General features: G+C 72.9%; 14 protein-coding genes. 5 read left to right on the forward strand and 9 right to left on the reverse strand.

Annotated features, from left to right (window positions below; translation table 11 throughout):
- Positions 1-8: 8 nt before the first annotated feature.
- Positions 9-1,424, reverse strand: coding sequence for a serine/threonine protein kinase (locus tag WME85_RS44000; RefSeq protein ID WP_437830210.1), 1,416 nt, complete (start codon positions 1,422-1,424; stop codon positions 9-11).
- A 125-nt stretch (positions 1,425-1,549) separates the two neighbouring features.
- Between WME85_RS44000 and WME85_RS44005 the strand changes: the two genes are divergently transcribed.
- Positions 1,550-2,452 carry an SPFH domain-containing protein gene (locus WME85_RS44005; protein ID WP_437305054.1) on the forward strand — a complete coding sequence of 301 codons (903 nt, stop codon included), beginning with the start codon at positions 1,550-1,552 and terminating at the stop codon, positions 2,450-2,452.
- Positions 2,449-3,423, forward strand: coding sequence for a hypothetical protein (locus tag WME85_RS44010; protein ID WP_437830211.1), 975 nt, complete (start codon positions 2,449-2,451; stop codon positions 3,421-3,423). The genes WME85_RS44005 and WME85_RS44010 overlap by 4 nt, the downstream gene beginning before the upstream one ends.
- Before the next feature lie 96 nt (positions 3,424-3,519).
- Here WME85_RS44010 and WME85_RS44015 read toward each other — a convergent pair whose 3' ends face one another.
- Complete coding sequence (locus WME85_RS44015) at positions 3,520-4,152, reverse strand: alpha-ketoglutarate-dependent dioxygenase AlkB family protein (RefSeq protein ID WP_437830212.1); 633 nt, start codon at positions 4,150-4,152, stop codon at positions 3,520-3,522.
- 194 nt (positions 4,153-4,346) lie between these two features.
- On the opposite strand from WME85_RS44015, the gene WME85_RS44020 reads away from it, so the two are divergent.
- Together WME85_RS44020 and WME85_RS44025 are read left to right on the forward strand one after the other, a co-directional pair.
- Positions 4,347-5,975, forward strand: coding sequence for an N-acyl-D-amino-acid deacylase family protein (locus WME85_RS44020; protein WP_437830213.1), 1,629 nt, complete (start codon positions 4,347-4,349; stop codon positions 5,973-5,975).
- Between the two features lie 272 nt (positions 5,976-6,247).
- A complete protein-coding gene (locus tag WME85_RS44025) occupies positions 6,248-7,474 on the forward strand; it encodes a multidrug effflux MFS transporter (protein ID WP_437305058.1) in 1,227 nt (408 codons plus the stop codon).
- 80 nt (positions 7,475-7,554) lie between these two features.
- Here the strand turns inward: WME85_RS44025 and WME85_RS44030 are convergent, their stop codons facing one another.
- Positions 7,555-8,181 carry a hypothetical protein gene (locus WME85_RS44030; RefSeq protein ID WP_437830214.1) on the reverse strand — a complete coding sequence of 209 codons (627 nt, stop codon included), beginning with the start codon at positions 8,179-8,181 and terminating at the stop codon, positions 7,555-7,557.
- 183 nt (positions 8,182-8,364) lie between these two features.
- Positions 8,365-8,754 (reverse strand): hypothetical protein, encoded by a 390-nt coding sequence (locus tag WME85_RS44035; RefSeq protein WP_437830215.1) that lies wholly within the window; start codon positions 8,752-8,754, stop codon positions 8,365-8,367.
- Between the two features lie 832 nt (positions 8,755-9,586).
- On the opposite strand from WME85_RS44035, the gene WME85_RS44040 reads away from it, so the two are divergent.
- Entirely contained in the window at positions 9,587-11,482 is a 1,896-nt protein-coding gene (locus tag WME85_RS44040) for an APC family permease (protein WP_437830217.1), read from the forward strand.
- A gap of 74 nt (positions 11,483-11,556) precedes the next feature.
- On the opposite strand, the gene WME85_RS44045 is transcribed toward WME85_RS44040, so the two are convergent.
- The 5 genes from WME85_RS44045 to WME85_RS44065 all read right to left on the reverse strand — a co-directional run bounded on the left by WME85_RS44045 (position 11,557) and on the right by WME85_RS44065 (position 16,171).
- Positions 11,557-12,387 (reverse strand): hypothetical protein, encoded by an 831-nt coding sequence (locus WME85_RS44045; protein ID WP_437830218.1) that lies wholly within the window; start codon positions 12,385-12,387, stop codon positions 11,557-11,559.
- A 3-nt stretch (positions 12,388-12,390) separates the two neighbouring features.
- Positions 12,391-13,158 (reverse strand): hypothetical protein, encoded by a 768-nt coding sequence (locus WME85_RS44050; RefSeq protein WP_437830219.1) that lies wholly within the window; start codon positions 13,156-13,158, stop codon positions 12,391-12,393.
- Positions 13,155-13,889 carry an ABC transporter ATP-binding protein gene (locus WME85_RS44055; RefSeq protein ID WP_437830220.1) on the reverse strand — a complete coding sequence of 245 codons (735 nt, stop codon included), beginning with the start codon at positions 13,887-13,889 and terminating at the stop codon, positions 13,155-13,157. Before WME85_RS44055 ends, WME85_RS44050 begins: the two co-directional genes overlap by 4 nt.
- An 11-nt stretch (positions 13,890-13,900) precedes the next feature.
- Positions 13,901-14,617, reverse strand: coding sequence for a TetR/AcrR family transcriptional regulator (locus WME85_RS44060; protein WP_437830221.1), 717 nt, complete (start codon positions 14,615-14,617; stop codon positions 13,901-13,903).
- Between the two features lie 594 nt (positions 14,618-15,211).
- Positions 15,212-16,171, reverse strand: a complete 960-nt coding sequence (locus WME85_RS44065) for a gluconeogenesis factor YvcK family protein (protein ID WP_437305066.1) — start codon at positions 16,169-16,171, stop codon at positions 15,212-15,214.
- Position 16,172 lies beyond the last annotated feature (1 nt).

Raw genomic sequence — 16,172 nt, forward strand, 5'->3', positions numbered from 1 at the left:
CGCGGCGCTCAGCGCTTCGCCGCGCGCGACGGCCGCGACGCGGCGTCCGATCCGGCTTGCTCCTCGGCCTCGAGCTCGTCGAACTCGTCGAACTCGTCGAACTCGTCGTCGAGGTCATCGCGGATGCGCGCTCGCCCGGCGGCCTCCTGCTCGTCGATGCGCACGCGCGCCGGCGCTCGGTGATCTTGCTGGGCGCCGTGCTGGGCGGCGCCCGCCGGCGCGGGGCGCCCGCGGACGGCGCGGGTCGCGCGGAGCAGCGCGAGCTGGGCCACGCGGCCGGCCCTGCGCACGTTCGGCGCGGCCTCTTCGCGCAGCACCCGGCCGAACACCAGCGACAGCAGCGTCAGCACCGTCGGGACGACCACGCCGAGCGCGAGGCCGACGGCGATGCGCGCGACGGTGAGACCGAACAGCGCGCCCACGAGCGGCAAGCCGTCCAGGCCGCGCCAGTGCTCCCCGTGCCCCTCCTGCCTGCGCGCGCGCTTCTCCGCCTTGCGGGCGCGCCGCTCCGCCTTTCGCGCGTCGCGGTACACCTTGCGCGCGTCGCGCTCCGCCTTGCGCGCGTCGCTGTACGCCTTGCGCGCGTCGCGCTCCGCGGCGGGGCCGGCGCGCGGCCGCTCGGGAGGCGCCCCGCGCGCGTCGAGCCCCGCGAGGAGCGGCGCGATCCGCGCGGCGCGGCGGTCCGGATCGGGCTCCAGCATCGCCGACAGGGCCTGGACGAGCCGCGGGTCCGCGCGGCCGCCGAGGGCCGCGGGCACGTCGATCGCGAGCCCCCGGTGCGGCAGGTTCTCCGGCTCCTCGCCGGTCAGCAGGCAGAGCGCCGTCGCGCCGACCGCGTAGACGTCCGACGCGGGCAGCGCGCGGCCCTGGAACTGCTCCGGCGCCATGTACCCGAACGTGCCGACCACGGTGCTCCCCCCCTCGGGGCGCATGCGATCGCGGACCGCTCCGAAATCGACGATCGCGAAGGAGCCGTCCGGCCGGCGGATCACGTTGTTCGGCTTGATGTCGCGGTGGATGACCGGCGGCGCGCGGCCGTGCAGGTAGTCGAGCACGCCCGAGGCGTCCCGCAGGAAGCGGAGGATCTCGTCCCGGCCGAGCACCGCGCGGCGGCGGCGCAGCGCGCCCAGGCTCTCGCCGTCGATCTTCTCCATCACCAGGAAGAGCGCTCCGTCCTCCTCGAAATGGTCGAGATAGGCAGGCAGGCTGGGGTGCGAGAGCGAGGCGAGCACCCGCGCCTCGCGCTCGGCGAGCTCCACGCCCTTCCAGCTCGCGGCGCCGCGGACCTGGAACCGCTTGATCGCGACGAGCTTGCCGAGCCGCTTGTCGACCGCCTCGAGCGTGTGCCCCTGAGCCCCTTCGCCCAGGGCGCGCGTGATCACGTAGCGCCCGTCGCGCAACGCCTGGCTCGGCTCGGCACCCATCGCCGAGCGAGGGTACACCGCCCGGGAAGCGACACCAGCGCGAAGCCGCGGGGGCGCGGGCTCGTGTAGGCGCGCTCATCCGGGCGTGCGCGCCGTCGCAGGGCGCTCTGCTAGAGTCCCTCGCGATGTCCCTGGTCCTCGTCCTCCTCGCGGCGCTCCTGGTCACCTACCTCCTGTCGGGGCTGCGTCAGATCAACCAGTGGGAGGCCGCGCTGCGCTTCACGCTCGGCAAGCTGACCGGCCGCGTGTCGCCGGGCGTGACGCTGTTCCTCCCGGGCATTCAGGAGCTCCGGCGCATCGACACGCGGATGAAGAACCGCGATCTCCTCCAGCAGATGGTGATCACGCGCGACAACGTGACCACGATGGTCGATGCGGTCGTCTACTACCGCGTCGTCGACCCGGAGAAGGCCACGCTGGCCGTCGAGAACTACGAGACGGCGATGAAGGACCGCGCGAAGGTGGTGCTGCGCGACGTGGTGGGCGAGACGCGGCTCGACGAGCTGCTCGCCCACCGCGAGGAGGTCGCCGCCAAGGTGCGCGCGCAGGTCGAGGCGGTGGCGGCGGCGTGGGGGCTGCACGTGGAGATGATCGGGCTCCAGGACATCGCGCTGCCGCCGCAGATGCAGGAGGTGCTCGCGAAGGGGGCCATCGCCGAGCGCGACCGGCGCTACGTGGTCATCAAGAGCGAGGCCGACGTGGAGAGCGCGAAGAACTTCGCCGAGGCGGCGAGCATCCTCGCGCGCTCGCCAGGGGCGATGGAGCTCCGGCGCTTCGAGGCGCTGGCGAACCTGAGCCAGGGCAACACGAAGGTGATCTTCGACCTCGCGAAGCCGTACGACGACGTGCGGCACGCGGCGGTGGCGATGGCCGAGGCGGCCGCCACCGAGGCGCGGCCCGCCCGCGTCGTGGAGGGGCAGCGCGCCGTCGACGCCGAGGCGCAGCGCGAGGCCGAGGCCGCGCTCGAGGCGGACGCCGCGCTCGAGGAGCAGCGGACCGCGCGGCGCGGGCGCATGGGCGGGGCGTGATCCCGGCGCTGACCGCGCTGAAGGCGGCGGCCGCGGCGCTGCTCGAGGCGCGCGGCGATCGCGGGCTCGCCGCCCTGGTCGGCGGCGCCGAGCTGGCGCTGGCCGGGCCGCCCGAGCGGTGGACCCTGGGGTCGCGCGCGGTGAGCGCGTCGCGCCTCTCGCTGGCCGTGGACGCGCCGGCGTTCGCGGCGCTCACGGCGGACGCGTCCCGCCTCGCGGCGGTGAGGGAGGCGTTCGCGAGCGCGGTCCGCACGCCGGAGACCGAGCTCGCCGACCTGTCGCTGCTGCTGCGCCTGCCCGGCGTCGGGCGCGGGTGGAACCAGGTGTACCGGGAGGCCGCGCTGTCGGACGCGCCGGAGCGGCCGCACCCCGACGCGGTCCTGGGCGGCGCGGCGACGCTGCTCGAGGCGTCGGGCGACGCGCCTGGCGCGGCGATGCTCCGCCGCGCCAGGCTCGAGGCAGCGCAGGTCCCGAGCAGCGGCGGGGTGGCGCTGGTCCGCTGCGTGGTGCGGCTCGACCCGGCGGACCTCGCCGCGCTCGACCGCGACGGCGAACGCGCGGAGCGGCTGCGGCGCGCCGTGCGCAGCGCCGGTACGCGCGCCGCCGAGGCGGTCGCGTCCGTGGAGCTCGCCGCGGCGCTCCACCCGCTCGGCCCGGCGCGCCACGCGGGCAGCGCGGCGCCGCTCGGCACGACCGTCGCCCCGGAGGCGCGGCTCGCGCGGGCGCTCGAGGCGCGCGGCGCCGTCGTGGTGCCCGTCTCCCGCGACAAGGGAAGTCCGGGCGGCGGGGGCGTGGAGCTCGCCGTCGTCGCGTCCGGAGAGCTCCTGCGCGTCCGGATCGCCGCCGCCCCCGGCCAGGGCGGCTGGAGGGCAGAGGAGATCCGCGCGATCACCGTCGCTGCCCGCGACCTGGGGACCCCGGAGCGGGCCGGGGAGCTCGCCGCGCTGATCTGCGGGGGCGACCTCGCGTGACGAGCGCCGCGCCGGCCTGCGCGCGCGGCGCGGCCCTCGGGAGCGCTGCCGCGAGGGCGGCGCGCCGCAGCGCTACGTCCCCGCCCCGGCGCGCACTCAGGGCCCGTGGATGCGCCGGAAGGTCAGGTTGATGCGGGGCCCCACGCCGCGCTGCTTCGGCACGCCGTGCCGGTGGTGGTGCTGGGTGGTCCCGCCCATCACGAGCAGGCTCCCGCCGCCGAGCTCCAGCTCGATCGCGGGCGCGTCCTTCCACTTGCCGGCGGGCTTGAGGACGAAGCGCCGCGGCGCGCCGAGCGACACGGAGGCGATCACCGGGTTCGGCCCGAGCTCCTTCTCCGCGTCCGCGTGGAAGCCCATCGAGTCGGCGCCGCTGCGGTAATAGTTCAAGAGGACGCTGTTGAACGTGGGGCCCGGCGCGCGCGATGGCTCGCCCCCGGGGAGCTCCGCGCACGCGGCCTCCACGCGCGCCCTGAGCTCGGCGAGCGGCGGCGACCAGGGCTCGGGCGCCAGCGTCAACCCCGAGTACGTGTAGATCGCGCCGGGGTCGCCGTACCAGGCCGACAGCCGCGGCTGGAGGTGCTCGTTGCCGAAGAGCTTGATCTTGTCCTGCCGCCACGCGACCCCCTCCCGCAGCGCCTCGAACAGCGCGTCCGCTTCCTCGCGCGGGAGCCATGGATCGAGGAGCGCGAACCAGCCGCCTTCGACGAGGTGCTCGACTCGCTTGCGCACGAGGACCGACTAGCGCTCTCGCCGCGCGCGCGCCAGGCAGCGCTGAGGTGACATGGCGCGCTTGCTTCTCGATGATCTTCGAGAGCAGGCTGCTCATGACGTCGGCGGTGCCGGCGGTGGCGGTGCGCCTCCTGGCGCGTTCCCCGAGCTCACGGGCCCATCGGGGCCCCGCCCTCGCCTGATCAGGAGCCCTGATGGAATTCGATCTCGTCGTTTCGCGGGGGACGGTCCTCGATGGCAGCGGCCAACCTCGTTATGTGGCGGACGTGGGGATCCTGAATGGCAAGATCGCCGCGATCGCCGGGCCAGGCGCGCTCAAGGGCGGGCGAACGCTCGACGCCGGCGGCCTCGCTGTCGCGCCCGGCTTCATCGACATCCATTCGCACGTCGACTGGCTCCTCCCGCTGCCGGATCACGAGGAAGTCCTTGCGCCGATGGTCGCCCAGGGCATCACGACCGTCGTGGCGGGCAATTGCGGGCACTCCCCTGCTCCGGTCACCGACGCGTCCATCCCGCTGGTGGAACACTCGGCGGAGATCCTGAAGGACGGAGATCTCGCGTATCCGTGGCGATCGATGGGCGAGCTCCTGAGCGCGCTCGAGGGCGGCGGCCTGCTCGTGAACGCGGCGCTCCTGGTCGGCCACGGCACGCTCCGCCAGGCGGTGATGGGCAACAGCGCCGCCGCCCCGAGCCCGAGACAGCTGCTGGAGCTGTGCTCGCTCGCGCGCGCGTCGCTGCGCGAGGGGGCGTTCGGGCTCTCGGCCGGACTGGCCTATACGCCCGGTGTCTTCTCGCGCAGGGACGAGCTCCTGAGCCTGCTCCGGACGGTGGCTGACGAGGGCGGCGTCTTCACGGTCCACGGACGGGCCTACACATGGGTGTCGCCCTTCTACAAGCCGCTGCTCTTCGGCCCGCCGCACAACCTCCGCTCCGTCCGCGAGCTGCTCGGCCTCGCCGAGGAGAGCCGCGCGAGGATCCAGCTCTCGCACCAGATCTTCATCGGCCGGCGCACGTGGCCCACGGCTCCCTCGGTGCTCCGCGCGATCGAGCGTGCCGTGGAAAGGGGGGTCGACGCCGCGTTCGACGCCTTCCCCTACACGGTCGGCAACACCACGGTGAACGCCCTCTTCCCGGGCTGGGTGCTCGATGACTTCCGCGCCCGCATCAACGATCCATCCGTGCTTCGCCGGCTCCGGCGAGAGTTCGCGATGTTCCGCCTGCTCCTCGGGCTCGATTACGCCGACATCAGGCTGCTCTGGGGCGGGGCGCCGGAGCTCGAGGCGCTCGAAGGGCTCGATTTCAGGGAGATCGCGGGGCGCCTCCGCAGGAGCGAGTTCGACGCCTACGTGCACGTCGCCCGCGCCAGCGACGGGAAGGCGCGGATCCTCCTGAACACCTACTCCGGCGTCGACGCGCAGGACGAGCCGCTCCGGGCCGTGCTCTCTCACCCGCTGTGCGCATTCGAGACGGACGCGATCCTCACCCGGCGCGGCCGGCACAACCCCGCGTCGTTCGGCACGTTCCCGCGGGTGCTCGGCCATTACAGCCGGGATCTCGGCCTGTTCCGGCTCGAGGAGGCCGTGCGCCGGATGACGTCGCTGCCGGCCGAGCGGATCGGGCTCCGCGACGTCGGGCGCATCGTGCCTGGACACTGGGCGGATCTCGTCGTGTTCGATCCGGCCACGGTGGCGGACAACACGACGCCGGGGCGAGCTGAAGCGCCGCCTTCGGGGATCCGGGCTGTCCTGATCACGGGCGAGGAGGTGGTGCGGGACGGCGCGCTGACGAGCAAGACGCGGCAGGGGCGCGTGCTGCGCAGGTAGCACGCGGCACGATCGCGACGGTCGCCCGCGCCGTGGACACGCGCACGGCGGGCGACTCCGGCGCCGTCGAGCTGCGCAGGCCGGCTTCGTCGACGAGCGTCGTCGACGAGCTTCTTCAACGAAGCCGGGCGCTGGCTCGTCGCCGCGCACGCCATCCACGCACGCAACCTACACCGGCGCCGCCGTGCTTGACGTGGTAGTCGGCGCTCGGCCGCGACGGCGTCGCGCGTCACTGGTCGAGCGACGCCGCGGGCCCCACATGACTGCCTGACATGACGCCGAGCCCGCCCATCACGCGCAAGAGCCCTGGCTTCCTCGCCCTGATCCTCGGTGCGCTCACCGCGCTCGGTCCCCTCTCGATCGACATGTACCTGCCGAGCCTGCCGACGTTGCAGCGGGACCTCGGCACCACCGCGTCCGCGGTGCAGCTCACGCTCGCGGTGTACTTCGCGGGCCTCGGGCTGGGACAGCTCGCGTACGGTCCGCTGACCGACCGGTTCGGCCGCAAGCGGCCCCTGTACGTCGGTCTCGCGCTCTACGTGCTCGCGTCGATCGGGTGCGCGCTCGCGCCGAGCGTGCAGGCGCTCATCGCGCTCCGCTTCCTTCAGGCCGTGGGCGGCGCCGCGGGGCAGGTCGTGACGCGCGCCGTGGTCCGCGACCTCTACGGCGGGGCCGCGGCGGCGCGGCTGCTCTCGCTGCTCATGCTCGTCATGGGGGCCGCTCCCATCCTGGCGCCCACCCTCGGCGGCTGGTTGCTCCTCGTCGCCGGCTGGCGGGTCATCTTCGCGGTGCTCGCGACGCTAGGGCTCGGCTGCCTGGCGCTGATGGCCGCCGCGCTCCCCGAGACGGCGGTCGAGCGGACGAAGCGGCTCGACGTCCGGGTGATCGGCGCGCACCTGCGCGAGCTCGCGCGGGACCACGCCTTCGTCGCGTACACGCTCACGGGCGCCTTCGGGCAGGCGGGCATGTTCGCGTACATCTCGGGCTCGCCGTTCGTGCTCATCGAGCTGTTCCACGTCTCGCCCCAGCACTACGGCTGGATCTTCGGCGCGAACGCGTTCGGCCTCATCGCGAGCGCCCAGGTGAACCACCGGCTGCTCGCGCGTCGCTCGCCGGCGTGGCTGCTCGCGCGGGCCACGGCGGCCACCACCGCGGTGGGCGCGGTCCTCCTCGCCGTGGGGATCAGCGGCTGGGGAGGGATCGCCGCCGTGGTCGGGACGCTGTTCGCGTTCGTCGCGAGCATCGGCTTCATCGGCTCCAACGCGACGGCGCTCGCGATGGACGGCCAGGGCGCGCGGGCGGGGCTCGCCTCGGCGGCGCTCGGCTCGATCCAGTTCGCGATCGCGGCCGGCGCCTCGTCGCTCGTCGGCGTCCTCAACGACGGCTCCATGCGGCCGATGGCAGCCATCATGGCGGCCTGCGGCGCCGCCTCGTGGGTCGCTGGCGCGGCGGCCCGCCGGCTCTCCCCCGCCCCCGTCTCCGCCGGAGCGCCCGGATGAGCCGCACCGCGACGGCGCCCACCGCGACGGCGCCCACCGCGGTCGCCCTCCGCGGCTGCCTCAGCTCGCGCCGCTCCCGCTCACAGCGCCGCCGACCGCTCGGCGAGCCACGCCGAGTATCCCTTCGAGTCGGCGACCTCCAGCCTGAGGTCGGGTTGCTCCGCGAAGACCGCCCGCCCCACCCCGTACAGCGCCTCGAGGAGCGTCTCGGCTGGACCGAACGCCTCGAGCCCCAGCGTCCACGCCGCCGGCGTCGCCTTCCCGTTGCGGTCCACGAGATCGACGCGGGTCAGCTCCACGGCGCACCCGGCCCCGGGATGCCTCCCGTCCGTCACCTCGACGGCGCGGCCGCCGACGAGCCCGAACACCCGCACCCGGCGCTCTTTTCTGAGGGTCGTCCACCCGCGCCCGCCGTCGTCGGCGTCCGTGGACCCGTGACATAGCTTCGTCCACCGCTCCAGCTCGCCCAGGATCGTCGCAGAGAAGTGGACGGGGCCGAAGGCGCAGACCCGGAACTTGGTCTCGAGGCCGGTCGCCGCGCTGCCGCCGCGCTGCTTGACCCCGAGGTCGGCGCGCTGGACGCGCAGGTAGCGGTCCACGCGTGGCGCCTCGGAGGACGCGCGCGAGAACCACGACGTGAGCCGCTGCGCCCGAGCGTCGTCGGCGGGCAAGAACCAGCGGACTTCGATGCTCTCCGAGATGTTCATGGCGTCCTCCTGACCCGTACGCTGGCGGCGCGCGCGCGCGTCTCTGACATACCAGAGGTCTGGCATACCAGACGACGGAGGCGCGTGCGGCGTCGGCGCGGCGGAGGCCGGGTCAGGCTGCCCTCGCCCGGAGCGGCTCGGCTCCGGGCAAGCGCTCCTGCGTGCGCGCCGTCTGTGCCGTACTCAGGCCTTCGAAGACGCCGCCCGGAACGAGTCGGTCACGACCTTCTTCGCGAAGTCGATGATCTGGTCCTTGGGGGCGTTCTGGATCGCGTACTTGACCACGTAACCGCCGGCGAGGAGGGTGAGCTGGCGCAGGATCCTCGAGCTCGCGAGCACGCCGATCGCGAACGCCGCTCCGCCGATCGCGATCGGGACGATGTAGGGGACGTCCTTGACCTTGCCCTGGATGTCCTTCGCGAACTTCAGGAGCGAGTCGAGGCTCACCCCGCCGTCGCCGCCCTGCGCCTGCTGCGCGCCAGACTCCTGCGAGCCGGACTCCTGCGAGCCGCCCTCGTAGATCCCGTTCTTGTACCCGCCCGAAGTGTACTGGTCGTTACCGATGGTGGTCATAGCGCTCTACCTCGTCCTGAAAGGATCAGCCTCTGAGATGGCGATAGCTCCCGGCTTCATGCGAAGCACATACCATCTGGAGAACCCGCAGTGGCAGGAGCGCAGCAACGGCCTCATCCCGAGCTGCTCGCTCCAGCGGCAGGGGCGATCGCGTGCCCGGTCGCCCCGCCGCCGTGGGGCAACTTGGCCACGCGTGGCAAATGATCACGCCTCAAGCGCTCGCTCGCCGTCGGAGCGATCGAGGAGGGTACGGGCGAGGCCGGACGGGGAGCGCGGCGTCCGTGAGGGCGATCGCGACGAGGCGGTGTCCGGGAAGCGCGCGATCGTATCAGGAGGAGGCTCACCACGCCCGTGAGCAAACCCACGCCCTCGCGGCCTTCGACGAGATCACGGCGGCGGAGGAACGCGGAGGTCGGCGGGGTGCGGTGCAGCCGGGCCATGACGGCGCGGAGCGCGCTCACGATGTGAAGGGAGCCGACGGCGCGGTCGAGGGTCGCGTGCGATCGTCCCCCGCCCCGGTGGATCATCTCGAGACGTCGCAGACGCCGCCACGCGTGCCTTCGCTTCGAGCTTGATCGGGCCTCTCAATGCGAGCGCTCCGTGGGTGCGATCGCTTCGGGTCACGGAGCTCTTGGAAGCAGGTGTCGCCAGCGTCGTCCCGGCTCGGCTGGTGCCGGCCGCTCGCACGCGGCAGCGCCCGTGCTCGTCCACCTTTGCGCCAGCGCCGCAGGATTTCTCGGCGCGAGACGCGATCATCCTGTGCACGCCGCGCCTCTTGCGAGCGCGCTGAGGGAGCTCACTCCGGCATATGCCTTGCTCTCCCCCGACGCGCATGTCTCTCACGTCTCTCACGACGATCCTGTTCGGTCGGCGGCTGGCATCGGATGAGGAGGAGAAGGAGCAGATAGGTCCGCTCTCCGGGATTCCGGTCCTCGGCCTGGACGCGCTCGCCTCTGCATCGTACGGGCCCGAGGCTGCGCTCACGGTGCTCATTCCCCTCGGCGCGCTTGGCCTCCGCTACATCGTGCCGCTCAGCGCCCTGGTCATCGCGCTGCTCGTGATTGTCTACGTCTCGTATCGCCAGACGATCGTCGCTTACCCGAGCGGCGGCGGCTCGTACATCGTCGCGAAGGAGAACCTCGGCACCAACGCGGGCCTCGTCGCGGCGGCGGCGCTGCTCCTCGACTACGTGCTCAACGTCGCGGTCGCGGTCTCGGCGGGGGTGGGCGCGCTCGTCTCCGCGGTGCCCGCGCTCCTGCCCCACACCCTGGGCCTCTGCCTCGCCGTCCTCGTCCTGCTCACCGCGGCCAACCTGCGCGGGCTGCGCACCGCGGGCCTCGTGTTCATGGCGCCCACGTACGCGTTCCTCGGCTGCCTGTTCGCGGTGATCGCGATCGGCATCGGGAAGCTGGTCCTCCAGGGAGGGCACCCCGCGCCCGTTGTCGCGCCGCCCTCGCTCCCGTCCTCGCTCGGGACCGCGAGCATCGCTCTGCTCTGTCATGCCTTCGCGAGCGGGTGCACCGCGATGACCGGCGTCGAGGCGGTGAGCAACGGCGTCCCCGCCTTTCGCAAGCCGAGCAGCCTGCAGGCGCGCCGGACGCTCTCGTACATCGTCGCTTCGCTGGGCATCCTGCTCGCCGGGATCGCGATCCTCGCGCAGGCGTACGGCGTCACCGCCACCGAGCCAGGCAAGAGCGGCTACCAGAGCATCATCTCTCAGGTGGTGGGCGCGGTCGTGGGGCGCGGCCCGTTCTACTACGTGACCCTGGCCGCCGTTGTCGCGGTGCTCATGCTCTCTGCGAACACGAGCTTCGCCGACTTCCCGCGCCTCTGCCAGCTCCTCGCGATCGACCGCTTCCTGCCGGAGCCCTTCATCCACCGCGGCAGGCGCCTCGCCTTCTCCTACGGCATCGCCGTCCTCACCGGGCTCTCGGCGCTCCTGCTCATCGTCTTCCAGGGCATCACGGACGCGCTCATCCCGCTCTTTGCGGTGGGCGCCTTCCTGGCCTTCACGATGTCGCAGGCGGGGATGGTCGCGCACTGGAACAGGGTCCGCGGCCCGCGCTCGCGGCTCCACCTCGCCATCAACGCCACCGGCGCCACGGCCACGGCCGCCACGCTCGTCGTCATCATCATCTCGAAATTCACCGAGGGCGCGTGGGTCTCGACCCTGCTCGTCATCGCTGCCTTCTTCCTCTTCCGCGGCGTGAAGAGGCACTACGCGCAGCTCGAGGACGCAGTGCGCGACCACGAGCCGCTCGACCTGACGCCGCCGCCGCCGCCGATCGTGGTGGTCCCGGTCCGGCGCTGGGACCTCGTGGCGCAGAAGGGGCTCCGCTTCGCGCTCCAGCTCTCGCCCGAGGTCTACGCGCTCCAGGTGATCCTCGATGATCCTCGCGTCGAGGACCTGAGCGGCGAGTGGCACGATCTCGTGGAGGAGCCTGCAAAGGCGAAGGGCGTTCCGGCGCCTCGGCTGGTGGTGGTGCGGTCGCGGTACCGGCGGCTCTTCAGGCCGCTGCTCCGCTTCATCACCACCATTGCGCGCGCACACCCCGAGCGGCAGGTGGCGGTCGTCGTGCCGGAGGTGGTCGAGTCACGCTGGTACCATTACCTCCTCCACAACCACACGGCGTCGATCCTCAAATGGCTCCTGCTCTTCCGGGGCGGGAAGAGCGTCGTGATCGTCAACACGCCTTTCTATCTGTACGACACGCCAAAGACCGCCTGACGGTCGTGCGCGGCGGCGCCGCTGGACGCTCCACGGGACGCGGGACGCGGGACGAATGACGCCTCCTCGAGCGCTCACGCGCCGTCGGCGCGCTCGAGGAGGACACCGGCGAGGCGGACGGAGAGCGCGGCGACCGCGAGCGCGGCGACGAGGGCGAGCGGACCGAGCCAGGTCATGGCGCGGTCGTGCCAGACGAGGCTCGTCATGACCGTGAGCGAGGTCATGACGTGGCGGCCCTCGAAGAGGTCGGGGCGATAGAGGAACGCGGCCGTCGGCAGGAGCGGGGCGAACCACACGACGAAGGCGATGAGCAGGGCGTGGAACGAGTCGGCGACGCGGACGAAGACCGGGGTCAGGAGCGCGAGCTGGACGACCGAGAGCGCGGTCAGGGCGAGGCTCGCGCCGATGGCGCCGCCCACGGTGACGCTCGCGCCATCGCCGGCGTGCGGGGCGACGGCCAGCCCGCAGGCGATCGCCATGACGGCGCCGGCGACCAAGGCCGAGAGGAGGACCGGCCAGACGCGCGCCGCGAGGAAGTCGGACGCGGGCACCGGCTTGCTCAGGAGGAGATCGAGCTGGCGCTCCTCGCGCGGCCCGACGATCGCGCCGAGCAGGCCGGAGACGCCGGCCAGGAAGGCGATGAGCGAGACCGCGAGGTAGTCGTTCGCGAGGAGGACGCCGCCCATGTCCTCGAGATGGAAGGCGCGCTCCATCAGCGCGATCGCCTGGCGCGGCATCCGGGGCAGGAGCGCGTGGGTGCCGGCGACGAGCGCGACGCCGACGGCGGTGGCGAGGAGCGGGCCGCGGCGCGGCGCGTATCGGGCCTCCAGGAGCCGGTAATCGCAGAGCGAGGCGGGCGACGTGGTGGTCACCACGCGGCTCGCGGGCAGGGGAATGTCTTTCACGGATCACACCTCCATGCGCCGGACCGCGAGGGCGCCGGCGGCGATCGTGAGCGCCGAGAGGGCGCTCAGGGCGAGCATGGGGAGCAGGAGATGCTCGGGCCGGAGCGCGTCGAGGTGCGCGAGCGCCTGGGCGCCGAGGGCGATGGGGTTCGCGAGGGAGGCGCGGCGCCAGGCCGGGTTGTAGAAGCCGAGGAGCGCCGTGCCGACCAGCACGAAGAGCGTGAGGAGCGCGACCAGGGCGCCGAGCCCGCGGCGGCCGACCCAGACGGCGATCGCGGCCGACAGGGCCGTGGCGAAGATCGCCGCGAAGAGGTGGACGGACATGGCGGCGAGGAACACGCCCGGGCGGAAGCCCTCGACCTGCCAGGTGAAGTAGAGGGCGCCGAGGAGCTGCGCGGCGACGTGGAGCGTGGCCATCACCGCGCACGCCGAGAGCGCCCGGACGACGAAGTACCGGGGGAGCGAGAGCGGCTTGGCGGCGAGCACCGGGAGCACGCCGGTGTCGCGCTCGCGCACGACGATGCCGCCGGCGAGGACGACGGGGACGACGGCGATGAGCTTGTTCATCGACAGGTCGAGCCAGAGGTAGAGGAAGAGGGCGAAGCGGTCCTCCACGCCGAACCAGGCCGACATGGCCTCGCTCATGTGCGCGGGCGGGCGCGCGAACAGGAACGGCACGCTCAGGACGGCGTAGGCGAACATGGCGGCGAGGAGCCAGACCTTCCGCTCGCGGAGCGAGGCGAGGTAGTCGAGGAAGGCGAAGCGGATCACGCGGCCTCCCGGCGCACGAGCGCGAGGTAGAGCTCGTCCATCGTGGCGGCGCCGTGCGCCCGCCGGAGCGCGTCGAGGGCGTCGCAGGCGATGAGCCGGCCGCGGTGGAGCACGGCGACGCGGCGGCAGAGGGTCTCGACGTCGGAGAGGATGTGCGACGAGAAGAGGATCGTGACGCCGCGCTCGCGGGCGAGCTCGCGGAGCAGCTCGAGGAGCTCGTGGCGGCCAAGCGGGTCGAGGCCGGAGGTGGGCTCGTCGAGGAAGAGGACCTGGGGGTCGTTCACGAGCGCCTGCGCGAGCCCGACCTTCTGGGTCATCCCGGTCGAGAAGCCCCGGAGCTTGCGATCCGCGGCGGCGGCGAGGTCGAACTTGCGGAGGAGCGCCTCGACGCGGGCGCGCGACACGGCGCGCGGCAGCGAGAACATGGCGGCGACGTACTCGAGGAGCTGGCGCGGCGTCATGTCCGGCGGCAGCGCGTAGCTCGCGGGGAGGAAGCCCGCGGCGCGGCGAACGGCGAGGGCGTCGCGCGTGACGTCGTGCCCGAGCACGCGCGCGCTCCCGGCCGTGGGGCGCGTGAGCCCGAGGAGCATGCGCAGGAGGGTGGTCTTGCCGGCGCCGTTGTGGCCCATGAGCCCGAAGATCTCGCCGGGCTCCACGGTGAAGCGGATATCGGAGGCCGCCTCGACGGGGCCGAACCGCTTGGAGAGACCTGTCACCTCGATCGCTGTCATGGATGACCTCCTCAGGACTGCTTCTGCTGGTGCTGGTGGGCAGCCGCCGCGCTCATTGGTTGTTCGCCCTGCTCGGGGCGGGGCGCGCTCGGGGCGCCGCGCGCGGCGAGGCCCGCGGCGAAGACGTCGACGATGGCGTCGAGCGCGCGCTCGCCGGGGAACATGCCCGCGGTCGCGAGGCCGAGCTGCAGCGGGACGAAGCGGAGCGCCGAGAGGATGAAGGGCACGGCGTCGCGATCGACGTCGGCGCGGATCTCGCCGCGCGCGATGCCCTCGTCGACCCACCCGAGGAGCCGGTCGACCTCGGCGCGCACGGCGCGCTCCTCGGCCGCGGCGTCCTGGGTCGGGCGGAGCGCGCGGAGCTCGGGATCGTCGCGGAGGAGGCGCGCGAAGAGGGGCTCTTGCGCCATGTACCGGTAGGCGAAGCGGAGCGTCGCCTTGAGGCGCTCGAGGGGTGAGTCGATCCGGGCGATCTCGGCCTCGTAGCGGGCGCGGATCGAGCCGAAGAGCTCGGCGACGACCTCGCGCAGCAGGATCTCCTTGTTCTCGAACTCGAGGTAGAGCGCGCCCTTGGCGCAGCCGGCCTCGGCCGCGATCACGTCGAGCCGCGTGCCCTTGAAGCCGCGGTCCGTGAAGTGCCGCTTCGCGGCGTCGAGGATGCGACGGCGGCGCGTCGGGTCGCGCGACGCGACGACGCGGGGGCGGGCGGACGGGGGTTCGTGGGCCACGGAACTGATATGACCAATTTGGTCATTTAAGTCAAATAGACGGATAGCCCCCAACCTCGGTGAGGCGGCGGAGCCTTGGGCGGACCCCAACCTGGGCGGACCCCAACCTCGGTGAGGCGGCGGAGCCCACGCTGCGGCCGGACGGCCCCCAACCTCGGTGAGGCGGCGGAGCCCATGCTGCGGCCGGACGGCCCCCAACCTCGGTGAGGCGGCGGAGCCCATGCTGCGGCCGAGGCTCAACCTCGGTGAGGCGGACCCCAGCCCACGCTGCGGCCGGACGGCCCCCAACCTCGGTGAGGCGGCGGAGTCCACGCTGCGGCCGAGGCTCAACCTCGGTGAGGCGGACCCCAACCTCGGTGAGGCGACGCCCACCACCCATGGGCCTCAACCTCGGTACGCCCGCGCAGCCTCAACCTCGGTGCGCCGCGGGCGACGGTGCGCCGCGCCGTGCGCCGCGCCGGTGCGCCGCGCCGCAATCCTGCTCCGGCAGGCACACCGGCTGCGCCGGCACCAACCCACGCCTCGCTCTCCCGCACGCGGCGGCGTCAGCCGCCGTGGCGGGTCGCGGGGGTCGGCTCGCGCGCCCTCAGCGGCTCACCACCACGACCGCTCCCTGGCGAGCGAGACGATCGCGGCCGAGAGCTTGTGCGGGTCATGCCGGATGAGCTTGCCCCCGAACAGCAGATCCGCAGGGACGAGCAGGTCGGACGGGAGCGGCCTGTCCGGCGAGGTCACGACCGGCTCGGAGCCGGTGGAGGCGTACTCCCGGAGGCTGGCGGAGGGCCACACATCGTTGAACAGCACCGCGTCGAGCCGCGCCTCCCCGAGGTACATCGCGATGGTCCCCACGAACTCCTCGACCGTGTAGCCGGGCGTCTCGTTCGCCTTCGTCATCAGGTTGCACACGAACAGCGCGCGGGCCCGGCTCGCCGCGATGGCCTCGCGTACCCCTTTGACGAGGAGGTTCGGCACGAGGCTCGTGTAGAGGTCGCCCGGCCCGAGGATGATGAGATCGGCGTCCGCGATCGCCTCGAGCGCCGCCGGATAGGCCTGCGCCTCGGGGTCCAGATAGACCGACAGCACGGGCGCATCGAGCATGTCGGAGAGGTTGTCAATCGACGCTTCCCCGCGGATCGTCCGGTCGTTCTCGAGGTGCATGACCAGATCGACATGGTCCATCGTGACCGGGAGGACGCGGTTCTTGACCGAGAAGATCTCGTGCAGGCGCTCGACCGTGAGGGGCAGCGAGCCCGTGATCTCCTGCACCGCGGTGAAGATCAGGTTGCGCAGCGTGTGCCCGCCGAGGCTCCCCGAGCGGAAGCGATGGCTGAGCAGCTCCTTCAGCGCCTCCGGGTGCTCGGACAGCGCGACGAGGCAACGCGTGAAGTCACCAGGGGGCAGCAGCCCGTACTCGTCCCGGAGCCTGCCGGAGCTCCCGCCCGAGTCCATCATGGTCACGATCGCGGTGATCTGGGCGCTCAGGTCGCGCAGGCCCGTGAGGAGCGTGTAATGGCCCGTCCCCCCTCCCACGGTCACGATCTTCGGCGTCGCCATG

It is taken from the genome of Sorangium sp. So ce1153 (genome assembly GCF_051521595.1).
GTDB lineage: Bacteria > Myxococcota_A > Polyangia > Polyangiales > Polyangiaceae > Sorangium.

Coding starts and splice junctions, on each gene's coding strand:
- WME85_RS44000 (WP_437830210.1), bottom strand. CDS start 1,424: ATGGGTGCCGAGCCGAGCCAGGCGTTGCGCGACGGGCGCTACGTGATC.
- WME85_RS44005 (WP_437305054.1), top strand. CDS start 1,550: ATGTCCCTGGTCCTCGTCCTCCTCGCGGCGCTCCTGGTCACCTACCTC.
- WME85_RS44020 (WP_437830213.1), top strand. CDS start 4,347: ATGGAATTCGATCTCGTCGTTTCGCGGGGGACGGTCCTCGATGGCAGC.
- WME85_RS44025 (WP_437305058.1), top strand. CDS start 6,248: ATGACGCCGAGCCCGCCCATCACGCGCAAGAGCCCTGGCTTCCTCGCC.
- WME85_RS44030 (WP_437830214.1), bottom strand. CDS start 8,181: ATGAACATCTCGGAGAGCATCGAAGTCCGCTGGTTCTTGCCCGCCGAC.
- WME85_RS44035 (WP_437830215.1), bottom strand. CDS start 8,754: ATGACCACCATCGGTAACGACCAGTACACTTCGGGCGGGTACAAGAAC.
- WME85_RS44040 (WP_437830217.1), top strand. CDS start 9,587: ATGTCTCTCACGTCTCTCACGACGATCCTGTTCGGTCGGCGGCTGGCA.
- WME85_RS44055 (WP_437830220.1), bottom strand. CDS start 13,889: ATGACAGCGATCGAGGTGACAGGTCTCTCCAAGCGGTTCGGCCCCGTC.
- WME85_RS44065 (WP_437305066.1), bottom strand. CDS start 16,171: ATGGCGACGCCGAAGATCGTGACCGTGGGAGGGGGGACGGGCCATTAC.